At 46.5% G+C, this 19419-nt stretch carries 14 protein-coding genes; 4 read left to right on the forward strand and 10 right to left on the reverse strand.

Annotated features, from left to right (window positions below):
- The first annotated feature begins 83 nt into the window (after positions 1–83).
- From ACOIT5_RS02610 to xylE, 4 genes are all read left to right on the forward strand, one after another.
- A complete protein-coding gene (locus ACOIT5_RS02610; RefSeq protein ID WP_423128911.1) occupies positions 84–1571 on the forward strand; it encodes a xylulokinase in 1488 nt (495 codons plus the stop codon).
- Between the two features lie 79 nt (positions 1572–1650).
- A complete protein-coding gene (locus tag ACOIT5_RS02615; RefSeq protein ID WP_423128912.1) occupies positions 1651–3003 on the forward strand; it encodes a Gfo/Idh/MocA family oxidoreductase in 1353 nt (450 codons plus the stop codon).
- Positions 3004–3109: 106 nt separating this feature from the next.
- Positions 3110–4435: a xylose isomerase gene (gene xylA, locus ACOIT5_RS02620; protein WP_423128913.1), complete on the forward strand. Its 1326-nt coding sequence runs from the start codon at positions 3110–3112 to the stop codon at positions 4433–4435.
- A 10-nt stretch (positions 4436–4445) separates the two neighbouring features.
- Complete coding sequence (gene xylE / locus ACOIT5_RS02625; protein WP_423128914.1) at positions 4446–5825, forward strand: D-xylose transporter XylE; 1380 nt, start codon at positions 4446–4448, stop codon at positions 5823–5825.
- 211 nt (positions 5826–6036) lie between these two features.
- Here the strand turns inward: xylE and ACOIT5_RS02630 are convergent, their stop codons facing one another.
- The 10 genes from ACOIT5_RS02630 to ACOIT5_RS02675 all read right to left on the reverse strand — a co-directional run bounded on the left by ACOIT5_RS02630 (position 6037) and on the right by ACOIT5_RS02675 (position 19351).
- Positions 6037–7758, reverse strand: a complete 1722-nt coding sequence (locus tag ACOIT5_RS02630) for an FAD-dependent oxidoreductase (RefSeq protein WP_423128915.1) — start codon at positions 7756–7758, stop codon at positions 6037–6039.
- Between the two features lie 11 nt (positions 7759–7769).
- The gene (locus ACOIT5_RS02635) at positions 7770–8909 is read right to left on the reverse strand and encodes an SGNH/GDSL hydrolase family protein (protein WP_423128916.1); all 1140 of its coding nucleotides are present in this window, start codon (positions 8907–8909) and stop codon (positions 7770–7772) included.
- A 1-nt stretch (position 8910) separates the two neighbouring features.
- On the reverse strand, positions 8911–10089 hold the full coding sequence (locus tag ACOIT5_RS02640; protein WP_423128917.1) for an AGE family epimerase/isomerase: 1179 nt from the start codon (positions 10087–10089) through the stop codon (positions 8911–8913).
- An 11-nt stretch (positions 10090–10100) separates the two neighbouring features.
- The gene (locus tag ACOIT5_RS02645) at positions 10101–11036 is read right to left on the reverse strand and encodes a DUF4434 domain-containing protein (RefSeq protein ID WP_423128918.1); all 936 of its coding nucleotides are present in this window, start codon (positions 11034–11036) and stop codon (positions 10101–10103) included.
- Between the two features lie 36 nt (positions 11037–11072).
- On the reverse strand, positions 11073–11792 hold the full coding sequence (locus ACOIT5_RS02650; RefSeq protein ID WP_423128919.1) for a GDSL-type esterase/lipase family protein: 720 nt from the start codon (positions 11790–11792) through the stop codon (positions 11073–11075).
- The gene (locus ACOIT5_RS02655) at positions 11779–13611 is read right to left on the reverse strand and encodes a sodium:solute symporter family protein (protein ID WP_423128920.1); all 1833 of its coding nucleotides are present in this window, start codon (positions 13609–13611) and stop codon (positions 11779–11781) included. Before ACOIT5_RS02655 ends, ACOIT5_RS02650 begins: the two co-directional genes overlap by 14 nt.
- 63 nt (positions 13612–13674) lie before the next feature.
- Positions 13675–15093, reverse strand: a complete 1419-nt coding sequence (locus tag ACOIT5_RS02660) for a DUF5009 domain-containing protein (RefSeq protein WP_423128921.1) — start codon at positions 15091–15093, stop codon at positions 13675–13677.
- An 11-nt stretch (positions 15094–15104) separates the two neighbouring features.
- Positions 15105–16547: a calcineurin-like phosphoesterase C-terminal domain-containing protein gene (locus ACOIT5_RS02665; protein WP_423128922.1), complete on the reverse strand. Its 1443-nt coding sequence runs from the start codon at positions 16545–16547 to the stop codon at positions 15105–15107.
- A 26-nt stretch (positions 16548–16573) separates the two neighbouring features.
- Positions 16574–17938, reverse strand: a complete 1365-nt coding sequence (locus tag ACOIT5_RS02670; protein ID WP_423128923.1) for an alpha amylase family protein — start codon at positions 17936–17938, stop codon at positions 16574–16576.
- Positions 17939–17968: 30 nt separating this feature from the next.
- Positions 17969–19351 (reverse strand): alpha amylase family protein, encoded by a 1383-nt coding sequence (locus ACOIT5_RS02675; RefSeq protein WP_423128924.1) that lies wholly within the window; start codon positions 19349–19351, stop codon positions 17969–17971.
- Positions 19352–19419 lie beyond the last annotated feature (68 nt).

The raw sequence follows: 19419 nt of genomic DNA on the forward strand, positions 1-19419 counted from the left end.
AGTTTTGAAATCGGAAGGAGTACATCTAAATTTGCAGGACATACCAGAACAGAACGGACAAGAAAATTAAATATTACCGACACATGTATCTACTTGGATTTGACATTGGAAGCTCATCAGTAAAAGCCTCCATCATAAACGGAGAATCAGGCCAATGCCTGGCTTCGGCTTTTTACCCCAAACAGGAAATGAGAATCAAAGCGGTTCAGTCGGGTTGGGCTGAACAGGAGCCGGAGCAATGGTGGGAAAACCTGAAACTGGCTGTTGCCGAAATCATGGATAAAACTGCTGTTAAGCCGGCTGAAATTGATTCGATTGGTATTTCGTACCAGATGCACGGTTTGGTTTTGGTCGATAAAAACCAGCAGGTACTGCGTCCTTCCATCATCTGGTGCGACAGCCGGGCCACCGAAATCGGAGAAAAAGCGTTTCAGGAAATCGGGCAGCAAGCTTGCCTCGAAAACCTGCTGAATTCGCCCGGGAACTTCACGGCCTCGAAACTCAAGTGGGTGAAAGACCATGAACCGGAACTCTATGCCCGGATCGACAAGATGATGCTGCCGGGCGACTACATCGCCATGAAACTCACCGGCGAAGTGAAAACTACGGCCAGCGGGCTTTCTGAGGGAATCCTCTGGAACTTCAAAGAAAACAAACCTGCAAAATTATTGCTCGACCACTATGGTTTTGATGAAAGCTTCATCCCCCAAATCGTCCCGACATTCTCAGTACAGGGCGAACTAAGTGAAACCGCTGCCAGGGAACTGAGATTGGCCAAAGGCATCAAAATCAGTTACCGCGCAGGGGACCAACCCAACAACGCCCTGTCGCTAAACGTCCTGAAACCGGGCGAAATTGCCACCACCGCCGGAACATCCGGGGTTGTATACGGGGTGAGCGACGAAATTAAATTCGACCCCCAATCGCGGGTAAACACCTTTGCCCACGTAAACCACACGGCCGGCGCCAACCGGCTTGGAGTGCTGCTGTGCATCAACGGCACCGGCATCCTCAACTCGTGGCTGAACAAACAAATTGGAGGAGGAATGATCTCGTACGAAGAAATGAATAAACTTGCAGCCGGTATCCCCATCGGCGCCAACGGTTTGCGTATTTTACCGTTTGGAAACGGCGCCGAACGTGTCCTGGAAAACAAAAACCCGGGATCGACCCTGACCGGCATCAACTTTAACATTCACACCAATGCCCACTTGTTCCGGGCCGCGCAGGAAGGCATTGTTTTCGCCTTCAAATATGGCATGGACATCATGAAAACCATCGGTATTGATGCAAAAGTCATTCGTGCCGGAAAAGCCAACATGTTCCTGAGCCCCATCTTCAGGGAAACGCTGGCCGGAATTACCGGGGCAACCATTGAACTTTACAACACCGACGGATCGATTGGGGCAGCCCGCGGAGCCGGAATCGGTTCCGGTTACTACCAATCAGAGAACGAAGCGTTTGACAACCTGACCAGATTAGAACTGATAGAGCCGGACAACTCGCGTACTGCCGAGTACACTGAAGCCTACGATCACTGGAAAACCGGACTTGAAAAAATTCTTGTATAAAAGTAACCTTAACCCGAGGTAAAGTGTAGCCGTCGGTTTCAGCATCGAAAAGAAAAACTTAAACCTAATCCATATTCCTATGAAAAACCTTTCGAGAAGATCATTTATGAAAACAGCCTCCGCGGCTACTGCCGGAGCAATCTTTATTCCGAACATGATCAGCTGCTCGCCAAACAACCGGCTAAACGTTGCTGTAATTGGCGTTGGCGGGCGCGGTCAGGCTTGTTGGAGCCAGGTTCCTGTTGAACGTATCGTCGCCATGTGCGATGTTGACGACCGAATGTCAGTAAAAGGATTTCAGGCATGCCCTGATGCCAAAAAATTTAAAGACTTCCGGATCATGTTCGACAAAATGGCCGGAAAAATTGATGCCGTAATTATTGCAACACCCGACCACACACACTTTCCGGCGGCCATGGCAGCTATGGAGCTTGGCAAACATGTGTTTGTTGAAAAGCCTTTGGCTCATAACATCTGGCAACTGCGCACCCTGAAAAAAGCGGCAAAACATTATGGTATCGTGTCGCAGATGGGGAACCAGGGACACACCACAAACGGCATCAGGCTGGTTAAAGAGTGGTACGAAGCCGGCGTGCTCGGAGAAGTAACAGAAGTGATAGCCTGGCAAGGGAAAATTGACTTTGCAAACGACGGCTATTTTGGAAAACCAACCACCTTCCCGCCTGAACCTCAGGAAGTACCTGCCGGGCTCGACTGGGACTTATGGCAAGGACCCGTGGCTGAACGTCCGTTCAATAACCTTTATGCACCCCGGACCTGGAGAGGATTTTATGACTACGGAAACGGAAAACTTGGCGACTGGTGTTGTCATACCCTCGATGCTCCTTTCTGGGCATTGGATCTCGGCTTGCCCCACACGGTAGAAGCGGTCATCACAGATCCGGTTCCTGATCATAGTTTTGTTGCCGAAGAATCGGTTGTTACCTGGCAGTTTGCAGCGCGTGGCGATAAAGCGCCTGTGACCATGAAGTGGTACGAAGGCTTTGAAAAACCGGCCGTGAGACCGGAATGGGGAGTTAACGAATTACCCGATACCGGAATGATTATGATTGGCGATAAAAAAACACTGATCACCGGAGGCCGGCCAAACAACGCCAGGCTGCTGGTACCTGAAGAAGAAATGACAGAATTTTTGAAAAATGCCCCGGCTCAAACCATTCCGAGAGTGGGAGAAGAACAGCCTGTTCAGGAATGGATGGATGCCATTAGAAACGGCGCCCTGCCCGGATCCAACTTCGACTATTCGGCCAGCTTAATGGAAATGGCCCAGGTTGGCGTTTTGGCGCAGCGTTTTGGCGGACGGCTCGATTACGATGCCCAAAACATGAAAGTAACCAATCGTCCCGAACTGGACGCCTACATCAAAGAGCCCGTACGCAAAGGATGGTCGTATGGTGAAAATCTCTGGTAAAATCTCATTCAGGGTGAAGGGCAGCTTAAGTCTCGACGGATAAGAAAACGAAATAGATCTATTTTAAAATCACATCAATTTAATAACCATAAAATTTATTGGTAAAATGAAAACGTTTAAAGGGAACAAAGAGTATTTTCCGGGAATTGGGAAGATTAACTACGAAGGACCGGAATCAAAAAATCCATTGGCATTTAAATGGTACGACGAAAGCCGCGTTGTTGGCGGCAAAACCATGAAAGAATACCTGCGCTTTGCCGTAGCTTACTGGCACACCTTCTGCGGCGACGGCGGCGATCCGTTTGGTCCGGGCACGCAAATCTTCCCCTGGGTGGGAGCCGCTGATCCGATGGATGCCGCTAAAGAGAAAATGGATGCGGCTTTCGAATTCATCACTAAAATAGGCGCTCCATTCTACTGCTTTCACGACACTGACGTGGTAGGCGACGGTTCCGTTTTTGAAATCGAAAAAAGACTGGCTAATATGATCGGCTTCGCCAAAGAACGCCAGGAAGCTACCGGCGTGAAACTGCTTTGGGGTACTGCCAACGTATTCTCGAACCCGCGATACATGAACGGCGCTTCTACCAACCCCGATTTCCAGGTACTGGCCAACGCCGCCGTTCAGGTAAAAAACGCCATCGACGCGACCATTGCTTTAGGCGGAACGGGTTACGTATTCTGGGGAGGACGCGAAGGTTACATGAGCTTACTGAACACCGATACCAAACGCGAACTGGAACACCTGGGCCAATTCCTGACGATTGCCAAAGATTACGGCCGGAAACAAGGATTTAAAGGAACATTCCTGATTGAACCCAAACCAATGGAACCGACCAAACACCAGTACGACTTTGACACGCAAACCGTATTGGGTTTCCTTGCTAAAAACGGACTGTCGGACGATTTCAAAATGAATATTGAAGTGAATCATGCCACCCTGGCCGGCCATACCTTTGCCCACGAGTTACGCATGGCTGCCGATGCCGGCATGTTAGGCTCAATTGATGCCAACAAAGGCGATTACCAAAACGGCTGGGATACCGACGAATTCCCGACCAATATTTACGAAACAACCGAAGCGATGCTGGAAATCATCAGCGCCGGCGGATTTACCAACGGAGGGATCAATTTTGATGCAAAAACTCGTCGTAATTCAACCGATCTGGAAGATATTTTCATTGCCCATGTAAGCGGCATGGACACCTTTGCCCGCTCGCTGGTGATCGCCGATAAAATACTTAAGGAATCCGACTACCTGAAATTACGCAAAGCGCGTTATGCCTCTTATGATTCGGGCAAAGGCGCCGAATTCGAAAACGGCAGGTTAAGCCTCGAAGATTTGTATACCATCGCCAAAGAAACAGGCGAACCAAAACAAATCAGCGGAAAACAGGAATTATTTGAGCAATTAATCAATTGCTACATTTAATCCTTGCCGTATGAAAGGACAAAACTCACTCTACATCGTTGCCATCACCCTGGTGGCAACCTTGGGCGGTTTACTTTTCGGATACGACACAGCCGTTATTTCGGGAGCCGAGAAATCGGTTCAGGCATACCTGATCGAAGGCTTGGGATTAAGCTCGTGGGCTCACGGGGCCACCATCTCCAGTGCGCTGATCGGCTGTATTATCGGCGGGGCGCTTTCGGGCTTACTGGCATCGCGTCTCGGGCGTAAAAAATCGCTGATGCTGGCCGCCGGCTTATTCTTCCTTTCGGCCCTGGGTTCCGGCTATCCGGAATTTCTCTTTTTTGCCAAAGGAGAACCCACCATGGGGTTGTTGTACATGTTCAACTTCTACCGGATTATTGGCGGGATTGGCGTGGGACTCGCTTCGGCGGTGTGCCCGATGTATATCGGAGAAATTGCACCGGCCGATATCCGCGGGCGGCTGGTTTCGATTAACCAGTTTGCGATCATCTTCGGGATGCTGGTTGTTTATTTTGTTAACTGGGGCATTGCCAATGGCCAAAGCCTCGAATGGATCAATACCGTCGGATGGCGAAAAATGTTTACATCCGAAGCTATACCTGCCGGGATTTTTGGCGTTCTGCTGTTTTTCGTACCCGAAACCCCGCGTTACCTGGCGCTGAACCACCAGGACGATAAAGCGCTGAGCATCCTGTCGCGCATTAACGGATCGCAACAGGCAAAAACCATTCTTCAGGAAATCAAAGGAACCGTTGAAAAATCATCTGCCAAAATATTTGCCTACGGAAAAACCATTATCATCATAGGTATTTTACTGTCGGTATTTCAGCAGTTTGTTGGTATCAACGTGGCCTTATACTATGCTCCCCGCATCTTCGAAAGTATGGGCGCCGAAAAAGATGCTTCGATGTTACAAACGGTGGTCATGGGATTGGTTAACGTGATTTTTACGGTTGTGGCGATTGTTACAGTCGACAAATGGGGCCGACGCCCGCTGTTGATGGTCGGATCGGTGGGGATGGCCATCGGGATGTTTGCCATTGGCGCCCTGTCGTTTATGAAAGTAATCGGCATCGGAACACTCGTTTTCATCATCATCTACACGGCTTCTTTCATGATGTCGTGGGGCCCGATCACCTGGGTGCTGATCTCGGAAATTTTCCCGAATAAAATCAGGGGAAAGGCCGTTGCCATTGCCGTTGCAGCACAATGGGCAGCCAACTACTTTATTTCATCAACCTACCCGGCCATGATGGAGTTCAGCGGTGGAATGACCTATTCATTTTATGGGTTGATGAGTGTATTGTCCTTCCTGTTTGTTTGGAAAATGGTTCCTGAAACCAAAGGCAAAACACTGGAAGAAATGGAACATTTGCTAAAAAAATAAGCATCCGGTCTTCCCGGCAACAATTTCTTTCAGAATAAAGCCGGAGATAAAAAACGTTGGTTTGAATAAAAGCTTTTGGAGTATCGAACTACCGGAAGCAATACTTGCAAAATGAGAGAAAGGCTGCCCAACAACAAAGGACAGCCTTTTATATTTTACAGCTATGGATGAGCCGTTTCGCTTACGTTCGCAATATATCTCAGTCGATTCTTTATTCAGGCCATTCAATTTCAATGCCCTGCGATTGGATGAACTGTTGAAAATCAGTCAGCAGCCGTTCTTTTTCGCGGATATCACGCGGCAAAACATTCTTTTTTGAAGAATAACAAGCCAACATGCCTACCACTTCACCAATATTCCATTCAACCGGATGCAGACGGTAACAGCCGTTGGTAATATGCGTGGTCCCGATGTTTTTGCAGGCAGGAAGCAGGTTTTCCATCCGTTGCGGGATCAGCGCTCCCAGCGGAATCTCAAACGGGAGTGAAGGCAGGTCGATATAATTGTTTCCTTTTGTGGTTGGATGCAAATCGAGATAATAGGAGCCAACGCCAATACGATCGTAAAAACGTGCGGCTTTGGCTGCTGCATGCTTTCCTTTTACGAGCGTGCGGTTTTCAATGCCGACATGCTCTTCCAACACGGTAAACAAGGCCTTTATCCGGCGTCCTTCCCTGATGTAAGGATATTTGGCCATTCCGTCCTCCGTTCCCATGACATCGCCACGCAAACGCAAACCCGGCCAGCCGGCGCCTCCGTCGGGTCGCTCCACTTCTGTCTGCAACCAATATACCAATGAAAGATTAAGCTGACGGGCATTGTCCAGCTGTTTTTGAAATTCTTTACCGCTTACATCAACCAGTTTTCCCAACATGTAATCGTTTTGCGGCCAATTGACCACGGTAATATCACCCGGGTAAAATCCCGGAACAAAATTATGACGATTGATAATTTTCCGGTAATTCCATAAGTTCATCACATCTCCTGTTTTCCCTCCCCCGGGATGAAAGCCCAGCGTTTTGGGCGCCAGGGTTGCCGGAGTTGAATAGGTCAGATCGAGCAGGCGCCCCGGCCACGAAGGATTCAATCGCGGAATATACGATCTCCAGAATTCGTAATCGGCCGGTTTGTCGATTACATGATTTTCACCGGGAACATAATCCATGGCAAAACAGAGCGTAAAGGCCTGCTGGTTGTCCGGATCGCCCACTTCGGGCGCGTGAAGTTCGCCGGTTTCTTTTTTTGATTCGGTACCCGTCACATATTCCGTACCGGTAAGCGGCAGCAGGTCGCCCATCTCCGTTGCATCGGCAAAATACGGGGCTTTTAACAGCAACAACTGTCCGTTTTGGCGGTTTATCACTTCCAGTGCCCTGACCTTATTGCCCTCTACATCCGCGCTTTTCACCTTACAATTGAGCAGCAGGCTCAGTTTTCCGGAACTGATGTACGGAGCAAGCATCTCTGTCAATACGGCTACCCCGACCCGTGGCTCCACACACAAACGCGAAACAGCTCCATCGCCTGGATTTAGTTCGCTGCGGGCAGCCGCTGCCTCGGTAAGCGGGTAATTCCGTTTGTAATATTGGCGCAAAGCCGTCCTGAAATCGCGATACAAGTGGGTTGCACCATGCGTTTCAATCCAGCGGTGTTCATCAAGCGGTACCCCCTGTTGGGTCAGCTGTCCTCCAATCCAATCGGTTTCTTCGGTCATTATCACCGAAAGGCCGTTTCGCAAAGCAGCCAAAGCACAGGCGCAACCGCCCATTCCGGCGCCTGCCACAACCAAGTCGGCAACTACCTCTGGTGAACCGTTACGTTTTTTGTTCTTTGAATTTCCGGCATATAGACTTTCCGGACTCATGATCATCGGGGCGGCAGCAAAAAGACCTCCTGTAGCCCCTATCATTTCTATAAAATTCCTTCTTTTCATTTTATGAGAAATCAGTTTGTTAAAATATTGTCGATTTCACCGGACGAATATTCCCAGTTTAGCACCGTGCCCACCACCGGAATAATCAGGTTGGCAGTTTTTATTTGTCCGCGATACGAAGGATGCCAATCGGAACCCAAATCGGTTTCCGTGTTCAGCAAATCAACCGGAACGCCCACAAATACAATATCTTTGGTATTCATTTCATTCCTGACAGATTCAACCATTTTTTTCGTATATGAAAAACAAGGTTCATTAATCATCGGTCCGGTGATGCAAAAGACTTTGACCCCGGGAAATGTTTTCAGTATTTTCGTAATCAGCCTTTCACCTGCCTGAATAAAATCAGCCTCATCCGGGAAAGGTTGTGTGGAAAAGTCGTTGGTACCCAGGTTGACAAATACGACATCGGGAACAAAATTTCTCAGGTCATATTGTTTGGTTGAATCGTTATCGAATAAATATTCGAGTCGAGCCGGCATTGGTTTTCTTTCGACAGCAGTTTTTCCCGGATCGCCGTAATTACGTACCATGCCCAAACCCGAATGCGAAGTAAGCTGATACTGCGCGCCAAAAGCACGGGCAAGAATGCTGGCATACGACTTCTCGCAGTTTTCGGTAGCTGCCAGAAACCGCTCCGACTTATTTTTTCCTTCGGTTCCGTAACCGCAGGTGATGGAGTTGCCGATGAATAAAATTTTTCTTTCAGGAAGCGGCGCAGGCCGTTTCACCGAATCCTTCTTTCCGACATGAATACCATAAAACTGAGCCATGCCCATGTCGGCCTCCGTACGTTTTACCAGGCGCAGCCGGTGTTCACCCGGAGATAAGCGTTTAGAAAACCACCAAACCGTATCGTTCACCGCTCGGAAAACTTCGGCCGGAAAATCGTCGACCCAAACATTAAAATAGTTGCGGGGGCCGCCTTTTATACGGATTCCGAGCAGCTCTCCGGAAAAATCGACCGAAACAGTCACTCCGGGCCAGTTGTACCGGGCCTGGTCATTTTGTATTTCAACCCGGCCCATGTACTGAAATGCCGGATCTCCTGCCGCAAAAAAACGGTTTTTCTCCGATGCCCGGCTTCCTGAAAACCAGCAGACAATTATTCCGGTTAACACAACAACTTTTAGAAAGCGGTAAATCTTCATCTTACTGATTATTGATTTGATCTAAGGTTTTCCAGCATTGATATAACCCGCGTGGCACGTGAAAACAGCCTTTCCACTTTCCTCCCTTCAACGGAAGCAACACTTCGCCTTGCCGGTTCAAATACCCAAACCACTCGGGATGCTCCTGATCTTTAAAGTGCGACCAGGTATATTCATGCACTTTTTTAAACCATTTCAGACTTTTTTCAGAACCGGTGAGCTGATAACCTTTCAACATGGTAATCAGGGTTTCAATATGGACCCACCAAAGTTTCTGATCCCACTCCAATTGCTGTGTTGGATGTCCCAGCCTGTCCATGAAATAAAAAATACCGCCATGTTTTTGATCCCAGCCGTATTCTACCATCTGAATGGCAATCTCATTGGCTTTTGTGATCAATTCCGGACGCTTCAGGCGAACACCCAGATCCATGATAAACCACATGGCCTCAATGGCATGTCCGGGATTCAGCAAACGTCCGTCGAAGGTATCCGATAAGGTACCGTCGGCATTGAGATTTTCAACCACCAATCCCAGTTCCGGGCGGTAAAAAACATCCATGACCTCGTGAATACAGGTTTCCATCGTCTCTTTCAGAAAAGCTTCATCCAGCAGATGCTCAATTTCGAGCGCCAGGTTACAGAGGATCATCGGAAGCGCGAAGTTTTTCATTTTACGCGTACCCGAAAAAGCTTTATTCCAGTGTCCTTTCGGATTATCGGTTTTCGAAAGAACCAGATCGAATGTTTTTTTTGCTATTTCAGCATATTCCCGGCTTCCGGTCGCTTTGCTTAACTGACCAAAAGCCATACTGGCAAATGTGTACGAAAAAATATTATACGGCTCAACCAATGGTTTCCCGTCGCGCGTCAACGAAAAATACCAGTTCAGATTCCCGTCGTGCCCATATTTTTTCAGAAATTCAGCGCCCTGAACCCCTGCGTTCAGCCATTCCTGCTTTTGCTCTACCTGGTTATAAAGCATTGAAAATAACCAGACTTCGCGGCCCTGCAGCCAAATAAATTTATCGGTATCAAAAACCTTTCCTTCACGATCGAGGCAGGTAAAATACCCTCCAAAATCCTTATCCTGTGAGTTATTCAACCAAAAAGGCACTACCTGATTCAATAATTCATTCTTATATTGACCGGACAATTTTTTAAAATCTGTTTTCTCCATTTTGATGAATTTTACTCGAGTCCCTCCAAATATTCTTTATAGCGGTTGTACAAATGCCCCGCCTGCAAATAGGCCGATTGCGGGCTCATAAAATGGGAGAACTCGAAGGTAATCGCCTGCTCCATTCCTGCACGCTTAGCGGCATTTAATTTCATCAGCAGTTTTTCCCATTTAATCGGCAAAAATTTGATCGGCATATCCCGGTCGAAGGTTTCGGAGTTTGTCCAGCTTCGAATACCAAACTTGTCGGCCAACTGCTTATTGACTTGCAGAAAATCATCCAGTTCATCAAAATCGATATGTCCGTCCTGAAACGCGACAATATCGACGGCATCTTTTATTCCGGCGAAAATCTCACTCCAATCTTCTTCATGTCTTTTCAAACTCACACCTAAAGTCCGGCTGGTCTCTGCTTTATATTGGCTGATATTTTTAACACCGTCGATGTATGGCGAAATCAGAGTCGTCAGTTGTCCAGAAACAGCCTTGCAGTGTGTTCCCAAACCAGCATACATATCAATAATAGCTCCTGTCTTCCGGCTACATTCCTGCGAAATATACCATCCTTTAAACGCCTTCATCGTTCCGTAGGCAGCCCATACTTCTTCGATAAGCAGTTTATTCAAATCCAGTTCTTTTCTGAAATCCCCGTTCACCCAATATCGACCCGAGTCGTACAAACCGAAGTAGAAATCCATGCCGTATTTCTCACTCAATTCCAAAAACAGTTGCACCAAATCAACCGGTGGAGTGTACGCCCCCTCCCGGGTTGTAAGTATTTGCGATGGATAAGTCAGCCATTTCCGGTATCCGCTTCGGATTAAAATCACCGAGTTGATCCCTATTTCTTTCATGTAGGCAAAGTCATGGTCCCATTCTTTGCGCCCCCAATTCTGATGCGGAATATCGTGACTGATTTCATCCAAAAAAGTTCCTTTAATCTTCATTCTTATGTCCTTTATGTCTTTAATATTTTGATCTTCTTATAATCGAATGCCTTCTTCTTTAAAAACCTTCCGCCAATGCAGATAACCTTCGGCACTCAAATGAATTCCGTCAGCGGTAAATGCCCGCAGCAGCTGACCATTTTCGTCGGCAAAACGGGAGTACAAATCCAGGTAGCGGATGTTTTCTTTTTCAGCCAATGCTTTCAGCTGCTCATTCAGCAAGACAATTCCCTTCGATTTATTTTTCATGTAATCATACCAAATCACCGCTTCGTTGATGGGCAATACACTTTGTAAATACAGTTTGGTTTTGGGTGATTTTAATTGAATTTGCCGGATGATTTCCTGAACTTTAGCTGCAATCACATCCACCGGCACACTTCGTCCGATATCGTTAATCCCAATCATCAGGAAAATGCTCTTGGGCTGCGATGCGACCACTTCATCCAAACGGTTGAGCACGCCAAAACAAACATCGCCGCCGATACCACGGTTGACGATGTTTTTATTTTTGAAGAGTTCATTCCAATCGCCGTTTTCGGTAATGCTGTTCCCTAAAAATACGATCTCATTTTTACCATTGGGCAGACCTTCATAAAAGGCCCGTCTCACTTTATAATGCGCAAACGTATAGGAAGTGTCATACGGCAGGGTATTTTGGGCACGTACCTCTCCTGCTGAAACTGCACCCAGAATCAACAGAAGTACGAGCAATATATTCTTAAATACGGAAGCCGTTTCTCTATATTTTTTCATAATCTTTGATTTTATCTAACCAATTAAATTTCAGAACAACAGAAGTAACAACAAACAAGATCAACGTGATGATCAGCCCTGACTGGTGTCTGACAACAAAATAGATCGGAGCGGCAATCAGGGTCATCTGCCAAATAATTGCCACCATTACGTTGAAGGTGTCCCGTGATAAATCCTTATTTTTTGTTATACCGGGATAAACCTGACGGGCTTTTGCCAAAATTGGCTTCCACCATCCCCAGGGACGTACATTTTTATAAAACTCAACGAGGATTTTATCTTCAACCGGAGCTGTAAAAAGGCAGCCCAGGAAACTCCCTGTTGCAGCCATTGCCAGGATAATCGGGAACAGGAAAATATCAGGTGTATCCGGAAAAAACAGGAACTTGATGGTTGATCCGGCCAGACCGGCCAGCATGCCCCAAAAATATCCGTAACCATTAAAACGCCACCAAATCCATTTCAGCACATTGGCAGCCACATAACCACCATAAAGCGACGAGGTGATCCAAAGGGTCAGCGAATTGATCGATGCAGAGTAAAAACCAAAAATGATCCCGATTACGACAATTCCGGCCGAGGAAAAATAACTGATCCGGAGGTATTTCTTTTCCGATGCGTTCGGGTTGATGTAACGTTTGTATAAATCATTCACAATATATGCCGGCGCAGCATTTACAAAGGCTGATACCGTTGACATGAAAGCCGCCAGCAGTCCGGCAAGGATAATACCTTTCAAACCTACCGGCAACAGGTTGTTGATCACATAGGGCAAAATCTTTTCAAAATCAACTTCGCCACCACCGGCTTTCAGCACCGGAGTAACATAAACCAATCCCAGAATTCCCAGACCTGCCACCATCAGGTAACGGGGAGGAAAAACCACCAGCGAAGTTAACCCGCTCATTTTTGCTGCATCACGCGGAGTTTGCGTGGACAAAACCCGCTGCATGTCGTAACCCGGCACGGGTCCGGCCAGACTGGAGAAGATGCCCTTAAAAAACATCATCATCACAAAAGCACCAAACATGCCAAAGTTATCCTGTGCTATTTTATCGTTCACCTGGTCAAACAGCCCGCTCCAATCAAGCCCTTTCTGCCAGCCAGGCATAATATCGAACCAGCCATTGGGAACCGCTGCGTTAATCTGTTCTGCTGAAACCTGGTCCATCGCAAACCAGGCGACTGCGATACAGGCGACCGTCATGACGACAAATTGCATAACCTCAGTGGCTACCACACTGTACATCCCGCCTTTAATCACGTAAAGGGTGGTCAGCACAAGCAGGATGGTCGCGTAAGAATATTCTGAAATAATATGTGCAGAACCTATGGTTAAAGACAAGTCCCAGGGGAAAATGGTCACCGCAAATTTCCCGATGCCCACGAAAAAATAGGCAATAAAACCGATGGCGCTGATAATTGCAAAGACTACGACAATGATGTGCGCGAGTTTTCCTCCACGATCGTCACCAAAGCGGGTGGTGATCCACTCTGCGCCGGTCATCACGCCTGACCGGCGTAACCAGATGGCCATAAAGATCATCACGATCATTTGATTCCAAACGGGCCAAAGCCAGGGAATCCACACACTTTTTAATCCATAAACAAAAAGAATGGTGACCGTCCAGGTGGTACCTGAGATGTCAAACATTCCTGATCCGTTGGAGAGTCCCAAAAAATACCATTTCAGCTTATTGCCACCCAAAAAATAATTCTGGAGGTCGGTACTCGCTTTTTTTGATATCCAAAACCCGATAAAGACACTCAGGGCAAGGTAGCCTGCAATGATCAAAATATCAACTAATTCAAAATTCATTATTCTTACAGTTAGCAATTTTTAGATTCCAACAGGTTTATTTCCATAAATCCCAACTTCATTTCAAACCCGCCAGATAATTTTCTTTTTAGCCATCCAATAAACCAGGCCCATTGCCCCCAATACCAACACAAAGGCACGGAAAACACCTGCCCAGGGGAAACCAGCCGGATACAACAATTCATAAAATCCGTATAAAAACGTGACATTCAGCAAGGGAAACATAAACCAGGTGGTCACGACGTAAGCCATCAGTGGGTTACTTCCGGCGCCTGCCAATAATTTTACCAAACCCGATTCCTTGCAACAATTCACTACATAATCGAAAAATAGCAATAGACACAAAGCCATTCCCGAAGTTAATATCATATAAGAGGCGGTGGCGTGGTCTTTTTTAATTCCACCTTCCACCGGTTCCAATATCAAGCCAATGAGAATCAGGTAGGCAGCAATTGTAAATAATGTCACATACTGCGGAAGGTGTTTCTTCACCAACAAATACAATGCGCCAACCGCTACCGGAGTAATTATAAAAACAGCGACCATCCAACGCTGATACAAGGCCGTGGTCAACCACACAACCATCAAAAACACACCGCAAAAAAACAGGTGTTTCCAGCGCGAAACTATCCATTGTTTCTGATCGTCTGCTTGCTGTTTTAATCGATCGACCAACAGATCTCCGACCACGGTTGCAGGAATGATCAGCAGCATATAATGGCTCATCCGGAACAGAAAAAACCAGGACGTGGGTTGAAAACCATCGATAACAGCATCGAAACCGGTGTATTTACAACACAGTTGAACTGCGCCCCAAAATACAAACAAAGCAAAACGCGACAGCCAACTGTTGCGTGTAAAATACCAACCGATCGCTCCCAGCAAATAAACGTTGGCCAGCAGCAAAATAATGATATTGCTCCGATGCAATGAAAATTCCTGGCCATAAACCCACCTGAAAACAAGCAGTAAACCCAAAGCTCCCCCCCAGCCGATCACCCGCCAGATTCGTTTTTGTTTGTGATCCTTAATCACACGAAACATGGGAAACATCATGACAAAACCGGCTAAAGTCAACCATTGCAGGTCGTATCCCCGGATTTGCCGTCCCAACAGGTTAAACGAAAGCAAACCTTCGCCGATGTTGTGAGGTAGAATATGTGCAATGTAAATGGCAAAAACCACCAGGGTGAAAAAGCGGCTTACAACGGACCTGCCAAGCACCAAAGCACCCACTCCATTCTCCAGCTTTCTGGTTAAAGCCAAAGGAATAGCTGCTCCCATACAAAAAATAAACACCGGCAAAACCAAATCAACCCAGGTTATTCCTGCCACCTGAGGATTGAAAGCGTGCGCAGGCGGTGGACATTGAGCATGGTACATCCATCCCGGCAAAGCCCCCCCAAAGGGAATTGTACCGGAAAGCACCATCCCAAAAATGGAAAGTCCACGCAAAACATCCAACGACAAAGCTCTTTTCATTCAGCGGTTTGTTAGTCCATATCCAGTTGATAGCTGTTTCCAAAGCGATCGATTACTTCCACCTTCATTGCTGAAGCTGTATTCCGGGGTTTGGCGCGAAACATGTGATTTGATTTTCGGGCTGTAATCCATTTGTAGTCCAGCTTCTGCTCATCGGAATAAGCTTCGGCTGTTTCGGGATCAACACCGTTGTAACGCTCCATTTCGCCCATTCGCTGGCCATTTTCATACCAATAAACTTTCCATTCCGGATCCCAGTTCCAAACATTGACTGTCAAATATTCAGGCTGTTCAGGGTTGCTTCCAACCTCATAGGCACGAAACTGATGGTTTTTATCGTAGCCAAAACTTTTAAAATACCACCTCAAATCCGGGCCGTTGGCTTCGAAAACAGCGTATCCTTTCGGCGTACCGTCCTCGGCATAATCACCCTGCCACCAGGCGCCGCAAACGGAGGAGATATTATGCTCAAATAAATCGGGAGTTATTTCCAGGTTGCTGTTTTGGTGTAGGTGTCCCGAAATGATATGTGCTTTATACGGTTCGAGTATTCGATATAAAGCGTGTTTATTTACCAGAGACTGCGCAATGGCGGAATAGGCAAACTGCTTCACGTCTTGTTCGTTCAGGGCCGTTGGAATATGTACTACGACAACCACCGTTTTTCCTTTTTCAACAACCGCCAGGTCTTGCTCCAACCAGTTCAGTTGTTTTTCGGGCAGATAACCAATATAAAAATAATCGCGCCCAAGGTAAAAAACATCGTTTAGCACGACATAATGAATATCTCCCCGATTGAACGAATAATAGGCCGGGCCAAAACTTTCTTCAAAAAGTTTTTCAGCTCCCTTATCGGATCGATTGTTATAATACATATCGTGATTCCCCAATGATTGGTAAAACGGGATGCCAAGCGGAGTCAACAGATTTTGAACGGCATTGTAAAGGGCCGGATTGTCGCCTGCGATATCGCCGCATCCCAGTCCGTGAAAGGCAAGACCGTCGTATTTTTTTAGCCACTGCCCCAACTCTTCCGCCACTTGTTGGGCTTGCAACACCTCTTTTTCGTTTTTAACCTGAGGATCGGCCCACACAACAAACCCGTGGTTTGTATCATCAATCAATTGCTTTTTTAACTGAAAATTAATTGATTTTGGCTTTTCTTCAGCAATACGGTGGAAAAACTGCGGAACCGAATTTACCACAGGCACCTGATAACCCGAAGGGGACGAGATGTACACAAAATTGCCCGATGAATTTCCCCTGAAAGCGTAAGCGCCCTTTTTATTGGTAACACAAACCGAGAACCCATCTGTTACCACAACTCCTGCAACCCCTTTCCCCTCGCAAGTTACCTTCCCTTTAAAGATCGTGGGTTTAGCGGGCCGGCCTGCCACCGAACCCAATGTCAGACAAAGTAGAAAAAGTACTATCCCGATATTCAGTCTCATCATGCTGTTATTAAAACCTCAATCAGCAATCAGTTTTTGAGGTATATTTTGTTCTCTTCTTTCTTAAAATAATCAGGATCAGCGGCCATTTGAAAGCCGGCCTCCACTTCGTTCCACAAATTTTTGTGGATGATATGAACGATGTCGAAAACCATTAAACCGTCTGAAGCCTGTAAATTCATGGCAATCGTGCGTGACAACTGGTGAGGATGGTTATAAAACTGATCGACCAGGATGCCGCCATAAAACGGGTGGCCGTTTAAAATACCTTTGATTTTTTCGCAGGAACCCTCGACACAATACCAGGTACCGCGGGCAGCTTCGCTGTCGGTTTCGTTTTGCACCAGATTGTTGTTTTTCAGGTATTCTTCCATCGTCACATTGGTATAGTAGTTTCCAACAGTGAACAGGTCGAGTATTTCGGCGTAGCCGTAGTTTTTATAATCGGCAGTGGCCCAGTCATAATCCTGAGCAGGATCGTACTGGTTGCTGGCCCAGTTTACACCCACTTCAAAATAAGAAGGATACCAGGCTCCGGTATATGTTCCGAACGAAATATCAGGGTTCACTTCTTTTACTGTTTTGGCGGCCAGGGCCATAAAATCGTGAATATTTTTGGCGCGCCATTCGATCCACTTTTCAAAATACTGACCACGCACGTAACTGCTTTTCCCATTTTCATCCTTTTTCCATTCGTAAATATCAGCAGGGAAATTTTTGATTTCTTCACCCAGATATTCTTCGAATTTCTGCTTTGAAAGTTCAGAGAAGTCGGCCGTGATGCCGTCGTAACGTACCCGGTCCAGAATAATTCCATCCAACTCAGGATATTTTTCCGTGACTTCCGCAAAAACATTCAAAATATGCTTTTGAAAATCGGGATTGATTGGATTGATCATCGCTGAGTATTTTTTCTTCTGGGTCATAATCGATACAATCCCTTCGTCGGGTGTATACACCATGCTGGCCCACTCAGGATTGGTCATATAGGTTTGTCCGCGATCAAAGAAGTTGTGTCCACCCACAAAAGTGTTCATTGAGGCATGAACTTCCAATCCGAGTTCGTGCGCCTTTTTAATAAAATGGCCGAGGTAATCAAAATCGGGTCGTTCAAAACCATCCCAGTTGGTCATTTGAGGAGCATAGTCGCTTTTATAGAGTACTTCGCCGGTAATCGGACGGATATCGACAACCGCATGTGTAAAGCCAATATTTTTTATTTTTTCCAGGTAAAAATCAATGGAATCGGGGTAGCTGAAACGCTCAAAATTCGCTTCAGCGTCGAACCACATCAAGGCTGGTTTTTCGACTTTTATCGTATTTTCTGCTTTTTGGCTACAGGCAAAAAACAAGGCGACCGAGCACAGCCATATACCGACAGTTAATTTTTTCATTTTTATATTATCTATTTTATTACACTTGTTTTAGTTGTCTCCCGCAATTACAGCATCAATCCCCTGTTTCACATATTGCCATTGATTTTTGTTTTTCAGGTGAATCATATCAAAAAGAAAATAACCATCGCAGGCATTTATCGCGGCATCAACCGATTGGGTTATTGCCTGATTGACCACTGATGCGCTGGCCGTTGCCCATTCGCCGTTACCCACATCCGGCCCGCCGATTACTTTTGCATTCCCTTTGATCTTTTCAACTGCTTTAGAGCAAAATCCCTGTATGGTCCATTCGGTTGTGCCATAAACCCTGGTGGGCGAAGCATATGCACCAATCAGGATCATGTCCATCAGATCGGCATACCCGTATTTCTGATAATTGGAGGTCGCCCAGGCGGGATAAGCAGCAGCCGTATTAAAATCGGGACTTGCCCAGTTTACTCCAACTCCGTAATAACTCGAGTACCAGCCACCTACATACACACCAAATTGAATATCCGGATTTGTCGCTCTCACACGGGTAGCTGCTTTTTCCATAAAGTCGTGAATAACTTTCACCCGAAACTCAAGCCATTGTTTAAAATAGGTTGGAAGAGGAGATGGCAAGCTACCGGTTTTTGTCCCGGCTGGCATAACATCGCCCGGAAAGTTTTGAATGGAATACCCCAGGTAATCTTCAAATTTCTTTTTGGTGTAGGATGAAAAATCGCTGTCCAGATCATCAAAACGACCACGATCAAGAATAATACCATCAAGATCGTCATAAGCTGCCAGATCTTCCAGTAAATCGCACAGGTAGTTTTGAACATCGTCGTTTACCGGATTAAAAAATTTGGCACCGGTACCGCTGATATCGAGTGTATTCACAATTCCGGACCCGGTAAGCAACTGGGTTGCCCATTCGCGTTTAGACGCATCTCTGACCAACACTCCTTCTGATCCCAGCGAAGTGGTGTTTGCTCCGGTAAAGGTATTCACCCCGGCATGTACCTTTAATCCGAGCTGATGTCCGGCATCAATAAAAGCCTGAAGATAGTCCCAGCTTGCTGTCCGCTCAACTTTTGTATAGCCGGCAGGTAGCCAGGCGCCCAACCACTTTACCTGATCCACCACATCGGTGGTAAACAGCACATCTCCGGTCGTTGGTCGTACATCCACCACAATATCTGTAAAACCTGCATTTTTTGCCAGGGTCAGATCGCGCAAAATATTCTCCTTGCTATTGGCAAAATCAGGAAAATTGGCTGCGGCATCTACCCAAATAAACCTTGGTTTAGCTGAATTCTCCTCGTCCTCCTTGTCATCCCATTCCCATTTATATTCGTCATCATCTCCGCCACAGGAGCTTGCCATAAAAGTTGTTAAAACAATGAACAACGAAAAACAGATTAAACAGATGATTTTTTTGCTCATAAACTGACATTAATAACAATACCGGCATCTCCTGTCACGGAGATGCCTATATTGTTGAGTTAAATTTT

Source organism: Gaoshiqia hydrogeniformans, from assembly GCF_049347105.1.
Lineage (GTDB): Bacteria > Bacteroidota > Bacteroidia > Bacteroidales > Prolixibacteraceae > Gaoshiqia > Gaoshiqia hydrogeniformans.

Excerpts from the sequence above, each read along its gene's own strand:
- ACOIT5_RS02615 (WP_423128912.1), top strand. The coding sequence starts at position 1,651 with ATGAAAAACCTTTCGAGAAGATCATTTATGAAAACAGCCTCCGCGGCT.
- ACOIT5_RS02610 (WP_423128911.1), top strand. The coding sequence starts at position 84 with ATGTATCTACTTGGATTTGACATTGGAAGCTCATCAGTAAAAGCCTCC.
- ACOIT5_RS02655 (WP_423128920.1), bottom strand. The coding sequence starts at position 13,611 with ATGAATTTTGAATTAGTTGATATTTTGATCATTGCAGGCTACCTTGCC.
- ACOIT5_RS02670 (WP_423128923.1), bottom strand. The coding sequence starts at position 17,938 with ATGAAAAAATTAACTGTCGGTATATGGCTGTGCTCGGTCGCCTTGTTT.
- xylA (WP_423128913.1), top strand. The coding sequence starts at position 3,110 with ATGAAAACGTTTAAAGGGAACAAAGAGTATTTTCCGGGAATTGGGAAG.
- ACOIT5_RS02630 (WP_423128915.1), bottom strand. The coding sequence starts at position 7,758 with ATGAAAAGAAGGAATTTTATAGAAATGATAGGGGCTACAGGAGGTCTT.
- ACOIT5_RS02665 (WP_423128922.1), bottom strand. The coding sequence starts at position 16,547 with ATGATGAGACTGAATATCGGGATAGTACTTTTTCTACTTTGTCTGACA.
- xylE (WP_423128914.1), top strand. The coding sequence starts at position 4,446 with ATGAAAGGACAAAACTCACTCTACATCGTTGCCATCACCCTGGTGGCA.
- ACOIT5_RS02635 (WP_423128916.1), bottom strand. The coding sequence starts at position 8,909 with ATGAAGATTTACCGCTTTCTAAAAGTTGTTGTGTTAACCGGAATAATT.
- ACOIT5_RS02660 (WP_423128921.1), bottom strand. The coding sequence starts at position 15,093 with ATGAAAAGAGCTTTGTCGTTGGATGTTTTGCGTGGACTTTCCATTTTT.
- ACOIT5_RS02645 (WP_423128918.1), bottom strand. The coding sequence starts at position 11,036 with ATGAAGATTAAAGGAACTTTTTTGGATGAAATCAGTCACGATATTCCG.
- ACOIT5_RS02675 (WP_423128924.1), bottom strand. The coding sequence starts at position 19,351 with ATGAGCAAAAAAATCATCTGTTTAATCTGTTTTTCGTTGTTCATTGTT.
- ACOIT5_RS02640 (WP_423128917.1), bottom strand. The coding sequence starts at position 10,089 with ATGGAGAAAACAGATTTTAAAAAATTGTCCGGTCAATATAAGAATGAA.
- ACOIT5_RS02650 (WP_423128919.1), bottom strand. The coding sequence starts at position 11,792 with ATGAAAAAATATAGAGAAACGGCTTCCGTATTTAAGAATATATTGCTC.